This window comes from Xanthomonas populi (assembly GCF_002940065.1).
Taxonomy (GTDB): domain Bacteria; phylum Pseudomonadota; class Gammaproteobacteria; order Xanthomonadales; family Xanthomonadaceae; genus Xanthomonas; species Xanthomonas populi.
Window position 1 is genome coordinate 1 of the sequence record NZ_MDEJ01000149.1, and the last position, 9,340, is coordinate 9,340.

Genomic DNA, 9,340 nt, shown 5'->3' on the forward strand with positions numbered 1-9,340 from the left:
CGATTAGGGAAAATTGCTCTGGTGTGATCTCCATACCCGATAGTTTACTCGCTCAGGCCATTAGTGTTAACAGGACCTAGAAGGGTTCCTCGGATCAGCTCATTCGCTATCCAGACTGCGTCCTGGATTTCAGTCTTAGTCCATCCGAAATCGCCAAGAAAATTGCGACACCGTTGGCGTACCTGCTCATACGCATGCAACGACCAAAGCGTGTTGGCTGCTTCGCGTCCCCTGCGTAGTAGTACCTGCGCATTCGACAACCAAGGTCCGCGGTGGACCTCGGACTCGGTGAGCAACCGATAGCCCCAGCCGTGGCGTGCAAGCTGATGTGTTAGCGTATTTGTACGACGCTCGGTCTCTTGGTCAACCGTATGCGTATATTTAACCTCAATGAACTCCCGGGACCGTTGTATTTGCATGCAGAAGTCCGGGATATGCCGCTGCCATCGTCCGTATTCGAAATAGTGGATAACAACAGGCTGTTCACCGAAGTAGGTAACGCCAGGCGAAGCATCGAGAAGTTGCCCTACTTCGACCTCGAGTAGGGATTCGCATTGCACGATGCGGTTGAGCTTGATGGACCAAAACTTATACACCGGGCGCGGAGCGCCTCGATGCACGAGGCGACGGACACGTATCTGCGCGACAGCCGGGGGTTCGATGTACAGCTGGTAGCCGGGGACACCGTTGTTGGGGCAGCGTGGTAGATCTGCCCAGCGTGTATTGCTTGAGATCGGATTGGGTGCTGACATTGGATCGTCCTGAAGCCAATACCTCCCCATAAAAGGGGAGATATCTGGTTTGAGGGGATCCGGGCAAACGCCGCCCGCCACGCGATCAAAGCGTGTTGACATGGGGCGGTCGCCTCATGCAGTCTTGCAGTCAAGCAGGGTAAGCTTCACTGCGTTTCGGGCCTCAGTTCTTTGGCGAGAACTGGGGCCTGTCTGCCTTCAGGGCCCGGAGTTGTGTGGTACGCGCACGTAATTGGCCTAGTTCATCTGATTTCACCTCTCATGTTGGGTATGGCTCATGTACCTCAGCTCTCGAATTTCTTGAGAATTAATCAGCTTTGCTCCTGCGCCGCCTCCTCACGATGTGGGCGATTTTCAGCAGACAAGGCAGTAAGGTAGTGAGCAAGTTCCTGCGGCGTTGTCCACCAGCCGCGGCGATTGGCGATTCGCATCATGGGCAGTTTTAGGGTGCCTTTTCGGCGCGCCTTGGTTAGGGCATTGGCGCTTGGATAGCGAAGTACCTGGGCTGCATCTGCTGAGTTGAGAAGAACCCCATATTCCTCGAGGAATTTCGCTTCGATATCGGCCGAAGACGGTCTACGCATGCCGGTTTATGCCCATAAGCATCTTTCAAGCGACTATGAAGCCCCAGAGATTGGGAAGTCAACTAAGCTATTGATTTCGCCACAAATACTTGGAAACAGGGCGGCATTTTCTGCATGATATTGTGGTGGTCGAAGGGTTGGTAAAAGAGGAAGATACAACCTGCTCTACCGCCAATTTCTGCTAGTAAAGACATGCCAACGAAGTGCGGCATCTCAGGCGAGATGTGCCGCATCTCTGTCGTGCACATGCCCCCCGGCGTCAATCACGGCTATCTGTAAGAGCGCTTCTTGCATCTGCGAACATAAATGAAGGCCTTGGAAGCGGTGATACTCTCCTGTTGACCGAACGTGGACACCCCAGTGCGCGGAGGATTAGGATGCTGATCAAGTAAATTCTGACGGTGCGGCCCCAAACATAGGCGGGGAGTGCACCTTCGGGTAAAACTGAGGCGTGCTAGCTATGGGGCCAACGCACGTCCGCCTGATCGGTTGGACTGCCTCTGCGTGCGCACTAGATTTTGGCGCGGATCGTCATTGTGACGTGGGACATACGAGTTGATGTCACGGCAGACTGATATTTTTGATGTTTGCCCCAGCCGAGACGGCGACCAGTTTCATTACTCACGCGCGTCCCGCCTTTGCCTGGAGCTTCTCGAAGCCTCCTCCGACCTCAAGGTCGTGTCTGTTGAAGGCATTTCAAAGCAGGACTCCGTCAACGCGGGCATCGAGTCCATCGACCTCGCCCTCTACTACGGCAGTGACAGTCTGCCCACGGCACGGCTCGTACGCTATCGCCAGCTCAAGCATTCGACACTTCACGCCGACAAGGAGTGGACAGCGAGCGGCCTGCGAAAGACGCTCAAGGACTTCGCTGACCGCTTTACTGCGTTGGTCGTACAATTCGGTATCAAACAGGTCTGTGCGCGGTTTACTTTCGAGTTCGAAACCAACCGCCCACTCTCACCTCGTGTGTATCAAGCGCTAGCGGAGCTGAGGCAGGGCACTCAGGGGCGCGACGCCCACTATATCTGCCGTGTGACCGGGTTGACGTCTGCTGACCTCCAGGCGTTTGCCTCCCTGTTCCTGCCTATCACGCGCGTCGAGGGATTTCTCGAGCAGCGTGCGTTACTCAACCGTGATCTACGGGCCTACCTCCCGGATAACGACAAGGATGCTGCGATCGCGCTACGCGAGCTCGTCGCACGCAAGGCCACGTCTGAATTCAAGTCCAATCACGAGATCCGCCGTGAGGATGTCTTGGACACCATCGGCGTCCGCCTAGATGACCTGTTTCCGGCGACGAACGTCATCGAGTCGCCTCCGGTCGTCGTGCCTCGCGCCCAGATGTCGGATCTGGTCAAGGCGATTATTGAGTCGCCGACATCGATGATCGTGTCGGCCGATGGCGGCTATGGAAAATCCGTCGTCGCCACCCAGATCGGGGACGCGCTACCAGGCATCGCCTTCGTCTATGACTGCTTCGGCAATGGCTGGTACCGAAGCGCCACCGGCCTGAGACACCGCGCGAAGGACGGATTGGTCCAGCTAGCCAACGAAATGGCTGTTAAGGGCCTGTGCCACCCTCTGATCCCCACACCTAAAGCGGACGACGCTGCTTATGTGCATGCGTTTCTGGCGCGGGTCGCCCAAGCCAGCGCCGCTTTGCGGAGTCAGGCCACTGATGCGTACCTCGTTCTAATTTTAGACGCGGCGGACAATGCGGAGATGGCAGCCAAAGAGTTCCACCATCCGCCCAGCTTCCCGCGTCTGCTGCTCACAGAGTCCTTTCCCGATAATGTTCGGCTGGTGCTCACCTCGCGCCCTCATCGGGTCGATAAGCTCCAGCCGCCACCGGACGTGGTCCGCTTTGTGCTCGATGGGTTCACCGAGAAGGAGACTGGGGATTTTCTCAGGACCCGTTTTCCGGACGTGCGAGAGGTGGACGTTCGGGAATTCCATCGCCTGACATCGCGCAATCCACGCGTGCAGCGCACAGCGCTAGACCTGGACTCGGCAGCGTCTTTGGCGACGGTCCTGCGCAGCTTAGGCCCATCGCCTCGCACGGTCGACGACACCATTGGCGACCTACTGGAGCATGCCGTAGGGCAGGTCCGGCATGTCGCAGCAGCGGTCGAACGGCTTCAGATCGACCGTATCTGCGCGGCGCTCGCTACGCTGCGTCCGTTCGTGCCCGTCGGAATTATCGCGTTAACAGCGGGCGTTGACGAGGGGTTGGTCCGGAGTTTCGTCCATGACCTCGGCCGACCGCTGTTGCTTCGTGACGACTCCGTCCAGTTCAGGGACGAGCCGACGGAGACATGGTTCCAAGAGCACTTCAGACCGGGCCACGAGGAACTCGAGGCATTCGTCCGCCGCCTGAAGCCGCTCGCGCGGGAAAGCCGCTATGCCGCGTCGGCGCTTCCCGCGCTGATGTTGAGCACGGATCGCTTCGATGAGCTGGTTCGACTCGCACTGGACGACGACGCACTGCCTGAGAATGACGAGATCGCCCGGCGTGACGTCGAGTTGCAGCGGCTGGAGTTTGCGACACTCGCCGCGCTTCGAGCGCGCCGTTACGCCGATGCCGTCAAGCTTGCATTGAAGGCCGGTGGGAGGGTGGCGGCCGATGCCCGACAACAGACGCTTCTGAGCGGAAATGTGGATCTTGCATCGCGGTTTCTGGACCGGGACCAACTCCTGGAGCAGGTATCCAGGCGTCAGATTGTCGGCGGTAGCTGGACTGGCTCTGAGCATGCCTATGAGGCTGCGCTACTTTCAGGACAAAAAGGCCTGGAGGGTGAAGCACGTGCCCAGCTGCGCTTTGCTTATGACTGGCTCGGCCATTGGCTGCGGAACCGGAAGGAGAGTCATCACCGAACCTCGGTCAAGGACAACGATATCCTTGAGCTGGAATGGGCGGAGCTGAATGTCCATGGCCCTACCCAGTGCGCCGCCCAGTTGCGGCGATGGCAGCCGCGCGAGCTCTCTTATCGCGTGGGGCGGTTGCTCGTAAAGCGCCTGGTCGACGGAGCGCGATGGGCGGATGCCGATGCCCTAGCCCTGGCAGCCGGCAATGATATCGGGCTGGTTCTCGCGATAGCCGACGAACTCAGGACAGTCGAGCGGCATGTGCCGAAAGCCGCCGCTGCACGCACTGTGCGCCTACTCTTGCATTCACGAGTCAAGCTCGACGCGCCGGGCGACTGGCTAGGCGAGAGCACGCGACTTGGTACGGTTGCGTCGATTATCGATACCGCGCGGCACTACCGTTTGGCGTCAAAGCGTGCACTCGCCGGCCTCTTGCGTCGGTACTTGCCTAAAGGCGCGTCTCGCACTCTCGAATCGGAAAATCTCCACGACGATCGGCTTGCATTCCTGCGAACGTATGCGTTGCTGGCAGCGCTTTTGGGTAAGCCGCTGACGCTCGAATTCATCTATGGCGCAAAGCGCAAGTCGCGCAAAAAACCGACGAGCGATAATCGCTTCAGCGGCCGGGGATTTGAGAACCTCAAGGTGTTATTGCCGTGGCACGAACTGAGCGTGAAGGTCCGTTCCGGCGCAATGTTGAAAGTCGAATTTGAGACCGCATTATTGGCGGCGCTGGAGCAATGGACCCGCCATCGACGCGACATCTACCAGGACTGGTCAGCAACGGCGGACGAGGTCGCTCGGCTATGGTCCGAATGCATTGTTTTGCTTGGAGGAGATGAGACGCTATGGGCGCGCCTATCACAATGGCAGGAGGGCCTACGGATTCCACTTTTCATTCCGATCCTGGCAGACCTCGCACGCCGGGCGGCATTGACGGGCGGCCCCGCACATATCGTCCTTTCCTTTGCCCACAAGGCTCGGGGTAGGATCGGAGAGGACTCGGAGCTCGCTGAATCCATGGCCGACAGCTTCGTCCTCCTCGCGCGTGCCGTGCTGGGGGCCAGAGAGGATGAGGCCCTGCAGTATTTCAATGAGGCCGTTCGTGTCGCCAGCAAGATCGGGCAGGAGAACTTGGAGCGATGGCATGCCCTCTTGTATCTGAGCGATGTCTGCGCCGCAGATAGGGCCGATGACCCGCGCCTAGCGTATCGATTCGCCCGTGCGGCCGAGCTAACACGATCGTACGTCGATCGCGACAAGCACTTCGATTGGGAGCACACAATCGAGGCGATCACCACGCTGTCGCCGAGCACAGCGCCGGCAATCATGAGCCGGTGGCGCGATCGTAGATTCGGCGAGCCAGAGCGGTTTTTCCCTCAGCTCGTCGACGTCCTGTGCAAGCGTGGTGACCTGGATTGTCGGGATGCGGCAGCCCTCGTCTGTTTCGAAGGCTACTGGGATTGGCCGGGCCTGGTCACGGCCGCGCTCGATGCGGCCGGAAGCCGCCCTGAGAAAGACAAGCTGCTAGCGCAGTTCTACCGATTCCTGCGCTTCTCAACGAGTTCCAGACGGTTTCTAAAAGAGGTAGCCAATGTGGTCCAGGCACGGGGTCTGAATGCCCAGCCTTTTCGCGAACTGGAAGAGCGCGCCGAACGGTCTGAATCGGATCCTGACTCACACCAGTCATCTGTGACGAGCGGGCGCGAGTCCAGTCCGGACTGGGACGCAGTGTTTGCAGGTATCGATCTCGCCAGCGCGTCGGGCCTTCTCGAAAGCCAAGCGCGAATGCCTGAGCGCCGTTTCGGGCGATGGCGCGAGGAATGGATCGACGAAGCCATAGGTCGCGTGCAGGTAGGCAGGGAACGCGCGTTCGTCGAGAGCCTCGAGGCGGTTGACGATTGGAGTCCCTATGCCGTCCGTGGGCTTCTCGAACAGATCCCTGCAATTTGGATGGATGGACTTGCGTCGCGACAGGCATTGGCGTCGTTCGTTCGGCGCATGGCCCGCGACCATGCCACTTCGCTCGAGGTCAACCGTCATTACCAATCCTTGTCCTACGAGCTTGTTTTTGAGAAGACAGGGGTTTCGCGCCAAGAGCTGTTGCGGTGTGCGCTGGAGGCGATCGCCGAGACAAGCCTGCCGACTACGTCGCGCGATTTTTTCCAGCTCGTCGCTGTCCTTGCTCAATTCTTGGATCCTGTTGAAGCGCGATCCGCGCTGAGCTATGGCCTTGAGCATCTTGAGGAGACACTCGGCTGCGAGCAAGGTGATGGGCAGTGGAGCCCACGCTTGGCGCCTACCGGGGGCTGTCGCCAGAGCATCGCAGGCTATATCTGGGCCGCTCTCGGGGCAGTTGAATCGGGGCGCCGGTGGCAGGCGGCGCACGCGGTCCGGGCGCTATGCTTCTTGGGTCGCGATGCGCTCCTCGCGGATATCCTCGAGCTTTCGACAGGCGGCGATGCGTCAGCGTTTACAGACGCAAGCTTCCACTTCTATCGAATGCATGCGATCCAGTGGTTGCTGACCGCTCTCGACCGCGCTTCGCGCGAAAGCGGGGATGTTGTCTCGCGCCATGCCGCTTGGCTTGAGTCTTTCGCATTGCGGCAGAATCGTCATGTTATGTGGCGCGGTATAGCAGCTCGCGCCCTGTTGGCGTTAGCCGATAGGGGCCACGTTCCTGTGACTCCTGTGGCCCGAGATGCGTTAGTTCGGATCAATGCGTCCACGCTTCCGACCCAGTTTTCCGCCTATCACACCCGGTCACACCGCAGTCCGCCCCGTTCGGACGTCGTATGCGAGTTCACCTTCGGCTACGACTTCTCGAGCAGCTGGATGGAGTCGTTTGCACGGTGCTTTGCCATAAGCCCCAGAGAGATCGAGGTCGAGGCATGCCGGGTCATTCGCGAGGACTGGGGGCTCCAGGAAAACGGCCACTACGATCGGGATGCGCGCGCTCTGTGCGGCCAATTCAAGGAACACTCTAGGCGCCGCGAAAGCGAACTGGGCGAACAGGACAACCTTTCGTTCTATCTTTCCTATCACGCCCTGATGGAGACTGCAGGACAGCTACTGAAGACACATCCGCTCCATGAGGACCCTGAAAGTTCATGGGGATCATTTTCCCATTGGCTAGAGGACAAGGCTTCGCTCGATGCGAAGGGCGACTGGCTGGCGGACCGCAGGCAGATGCCTCCGGCGGATGCCATCGAGTTCCCAGCACACAAAAAGGGCGCGTGGCCCGCCCCTCCGGCAAAGAATTACGCGCTTTCGCCTCTCATGGCCCAAGTCGGGGCGGTGGTTGTTGCAGGCCGGTGTACGCAGTACGAGGGGCGCAACAGCGAAACCCTCCGCGTGGTCAGCGCATTCGCGTCGCGGGCCCGCGCTGGCGCACTGTCCCGGGCCTTGGCGACGACCCGGAACCCTTACGACTACGCACTGCCCGAATTCCAGGACACTCATGAGATCCATCACGGCGACTTCGTTTTGGAAGGGTGGGTGACGGAGTCAGGCGCCGAGTCCGGCGCTGATTCAGATGATCCGTGGACCGGCGGATTGGCCCGACGATTTCCGGATCTCGCCGGGCCCGTGGCGGCTGAACTCGGAATTGTCCTGGACGAAGCCTCTGGTAAGTGGCACCAAGATGACGGTACGTGCGTGGCCTGGGTCGAGCGGTGGAGAGAAAGCGCCGACGATGAGCGTGGGCGCACTCCAAGTGGGGGACGCCTCCTGGTCGACACACAGTTCCTGCAGAAGATCCTGGGTCGGCAGGAGCAAACGTTGATCCTTGAAGTCACCTGCCATCGCCAAGTGGTCCCCTTCAACTACGAAAGTAGGAGTGAAGATGTTGAAGAAGAACGCTCGACGAGCATCATTACTATCGAAAAAGCGAGAGCACCCTACATTGTCGGCCGCAACGTTCGCCCTCGGCGAGAAGCTCGTCGTCGAACTAAAGCTCGCTGAATCGACCGACACGCTCGCGCGATGGATGGCGCATTACACGGCTGAGCTGATGGTACGCGCTGAGCACGCCGATCTGCCCGAGCGTGATGAGGTTCAGCAGCTGTGTGCGCGCGCGATCCTGGAGCTGTGGGCACAGGCACGGGCTTTCACCGCAAAGCGATCGGCTTTCGAGTCCATTGACCGGGTGATCGAGGCCATCGACTCCCTGCATCCGGACGGTGGACCGCATTATCGCAACGATCTCTGGCGCGCCCTTGATGCACGTGCGACTAACGGGGACAGTGAAGTCGAGGAGCTTCCGACGACCGCCTTAGGGATAGATGGTGCGGCTCGCAACCTCATCCACTATGTCCTTACGCAAGCCGCGCATGCGGCGGGGCGAGACAGCGCCGAGTGGTTGGAGCTGGCCCAACACCTGGACGAAGAAGACCCTCTCACCGAACTTCGGATTAGGATCGTGAGGGCAGGACGGGAGGAGGCAGAGCTCGAAAATTATCGTATCGAGCAGTTGGAGAAGCGCATCGTGCAGCTCGAACACTTTGCTGTTGCGACTCAAGCACTCAAGACGAGCCTTGTGGAGTCGTTGGCGGCTGCTAAAAGCGTTAGTCACGCGCTCGTCGAGGAGCGTGAGTAGCCCAACGTCTAGCTACCGTGCGAACACCGCCCCATTTGGGTCGTTGGCGCCTATTTCGAACTATCCAAAGCTGACAATGACAATGACAACGACAACGGCCGCTATTGGCCGAAGCGGACGTGCCGCAAACCTGCCCAATCGCCAGCAGTAGGTGCACTTCAATCCAGGAAGCTGGCTTGCAAATCCGTAGCCGCTAAAGCAGCCTTGGCGGTATGGATCTGGGCCACTCCCCATTGCCGGACTTATACGACAAGGATTACCAAGTTGAGCAGGAACGCTGTTCCGGTATGGACGCAGTTATCAAAGAAGCGGGGAATCGATCCGCTGGGGATGCAGAATTCCAGCGTTATCATTTATCAACGACTACTGCCTGGCATTAGCAACGTCACGCTGCGCATTCGCTATTATGGTCTGTATCTCTGGTTGGCCGACCGCTACTCGCGGGATCTTGGTGACACCAATCTATGGCCTGTTAACACTAATGGCCTGAGCGAGTAAACTATCGGGTATGGAGATCACACCAGAGCAATTTTCCCTAA

4 protein-coding genes are annotated in these 9,340 nt (G+C 59.1%); 2 read left to right on the forward strand and 2 right to left on the reverse strand.

Going from position 1 to position 9,340, the window contains the following annotated elements:
- Window positions 1-44: 44 nt before the first annotated feature.
- The gene (locus tag XpopCFBP1817_RS17720; RefSeq protein ID WP_128418125.1) at window positions 45-854 is read right to left on the reverse strand and encodes a TnsA endonuclease N-terminal domain-containing protein; all 810 of its coding nucleotides are present in this window, start codon (window positions 852-854) and stop codon (window positions 45-47) included.
- A 209-nt stretch (window positions 855-1,063) separates the two neighbouring features.
- The gene (locus XpopCFBP1817_RS17725; RefSeq protein WP_128418126.1) at window positions 1,064-1,336 is read right to left on the reverse strand and encodes a hypothetical protein; all 273 of its coding nucleotides are present in this window, start codon (window positions 1,334-1,336) and stop codon (window positions 1,064-1,066) included.
- A 558-nt stretch (window positions 1,337-1,894) separates the two neighbouring features.
- Here XpopCFBP1817_RS17725 and avs3a point away from each other — a divergent pair.
- Entirely contained in the window at window positions 1,895-8,167 is a 6,273-nt protein-coding gene (avs3a, locus tag XpopCFBP1817_RS17730) for an AVAST type 3 anti-phage nuclease/ATPase Avs3a (RefSeq protein WP_128418127.1), read from the forward strand.
- On the forward strand, window positions 8,109-8,801 hold the full coding sequence (gene avs3b, locus XpopCFBP1817_RS17735; protein ID WP_128418128.1) for an AVAST type 3 anti-phage protein Avs3b: 693 nt from the start codon (window positions 8,109-8,111) through the stop codon (window positions 8,799-8,801). The genes avs3a and avs3b overlap by 59 nt, the downstream gene beginning before the upstream one ends.
- The last annotated feature ends 539 nt before the right edge of the window (window positions 8,802-9,340 follow it).

Excerpts from the sequence above, each read along its gene's own strand:
- XpopCFBP1817_RS17725 (WP_128418126.1), bottom strand. The coding sequence starts at position 1,336 with ATGCGTAGACCGTCTTCGGCCGATATCGAAGCGAAATTCCTCGAGGAA.
- avs3a (WP_128418127.1), top strand. The coding sequence starts at position 1,895 with ATGTCACGGCAGACTGATATTTTTGATGTTTGCCCCAGCCGAGACGGC.
- XpopCFBP1817_RS17720 (WP_128418125.1), bottom strand. The coding sequence starts at position 854 with ATGTCAACACGCTTTGATCGCGTGGCGGGCGGCGTTTGCCCGGATCCC.